Source organism: Streptomyces sp. ISL-11, assembly GCF_018614525.1.
Classification (GTDB): Bacteria; Actinomycetota; Actinomycetes; order Streptomycetales; family Streptomycetaceae; genus Streptomyces.
On the sequence record NZ_JAGGOL010000081.1, the window covers coordinates 1,163 to 2,682 of the forward strand.

Genomic DNA, 1,520 nt, shown 5'->3' on the forward strand with positions numbered 1-1,520 from the left:
ACCGCGCGGGTCGGCGAGGAAGCGGTGCTGTTCGGGCCGGGCGACCGGGGCGAGCCGACCGCCGAGGACTGGGCGCGGGCCACCGGAACCATCGCCTATGAGGTCGTCACGCGCATCTCCCGGCGGGTTCCCCGCGTCTATGTGGGGAAAGACGCGGACACGGACCAGGGCGCGGGCGCCGGCGGGAACGCGAACGTGAACGAGGCCGGGCACGGGAGCCAGGAGAGCTAGGACACGGGGGACACGGCATGAGCGACAGCGCGAATACGGGCGTGGAGGCGGCCGTCCAGGCGGTGGCCCAGGGCGCGGGCTGGCGGCGCGGGGCCGGCGTCGCGGGCGCCGCCATCGGCGTCGTGGCCGCCGGAGCCGCGGTCGGGGTGGCCGTCGAGCGGCTGACCGTGGGACGCGGCGTGCGCCGCAAGGCCCGCCTCGCGCTGGACTCGGCCGGCCCGTACGGCACCCTGCGCGGCACACCGGGCCGCGCGGTCGCCGAGGACGGCACGGAGCTCTATTACGAGGCCGACGAGCCGGAAGGCGTGAGCGCGGCCGGGCCCGAGTCGTTGAAGCGGCTCTTCGGACGGCGCCGGTCCGCGCCCCTGACGGTCGTCTTCAGCCACGGCTACTGCCTCTCCCAGGACTCCTGGCACTTCCAGCGCGCCGCCCTGCGCGGCACGGTCCGCACCGTCTTCTGGGACCAGCGCAGCCACGGCCGCTCCGGGCGGGCGCACGGCAACGGCGCCCCCATCGACATCGACCTGCTCGGCCGCGATCTCAAGGCCGTCATCGACGACGCCGCCCCCGAGGGGCCCCTGGTGTTGGTGGGGCACTCGATGGGCGGGATGACGATGATGGCGCTGGCCGCCCAGTACCCCGAGCTGATCGCCGAGCGCGTCGTCGGCGCCGCCTTCGTCGGCACGTCGGCGGGCGGGCTCGCGCAGAACACCTACGGGCTGCCGGTCGCCGGGATGAACGTGGTGCGCCGCGTCCTGCCGGGCGCCTTCAAGCTGATGTCCGCGCAGCCCGAGCTGATCGAGAAGGGCCGCCGGGCCACCGCCGACCTCTTCGCGGGGATCGTCAAGCGCTATTCGTTCGGGTCGAAGGACGTCGACCCGGCGGTGGCGCGGTTCGCCGAGCGGCTGCTGGAGGCGACGCCCGTGGACGTCGTCGCCGCGTTCTACCCGGCCTTCGCCGACCACGACAAGGTGGCGGCCCTGCGCGCCTTCGACGGCCTGCCCGTGCTCGTCCTCTCCGGGGGCCGGGACCTGCTGACGCCGACCGCGCACAGCGAGGCCATCGCGGAGGCCCTGCCGGGCGCCCGGCTCGTCCACCTGCCGGAGGCCGGCCACCTGGTGATGATGGAGAACCCCGACACCACCAACGAGGGCCTCGTCGAGCTGCTCGCGGCGGCGGCCGCGGGCGAGGCGCGGCCGGGCCCGCGCCACGCCGCCGGAGCACGCCGACGGTGCTGAGCCCCGGCCCCGTACCATCGGCGGGTATGAGCGTCCCGAACACCCCGTACG

The 1,520-nt window shown here is 75.5% G+C and carries 2 protein-coding genes; both read left to right on the top strand.

Going from position 1 to position 1,520, the window contains the following annotated elements; all coding sequences use genetic code 11:
* Positions 1-231: alanine racemase C-terminal domain-containing protein (locus J7E86_RS31145; protein ID WP_285439717.1), on the top strand; the 231-nt coding region annotated here is incomplete at its 5' end.
* Positions 232-248: 17 nt separating this feature from the next.
* Positions 249-1,469, top strand: a complete 1,221-nt coding sequence (locus J7E86_RS18030; protein ID WP_215082722.1) for an alpha/beta fold hydrolase — start codon at positions 249-251, stop codon at positions 1,467-1,469.
* Positions 1,470-1,520 lie beyond the last annotated feature (51 nt).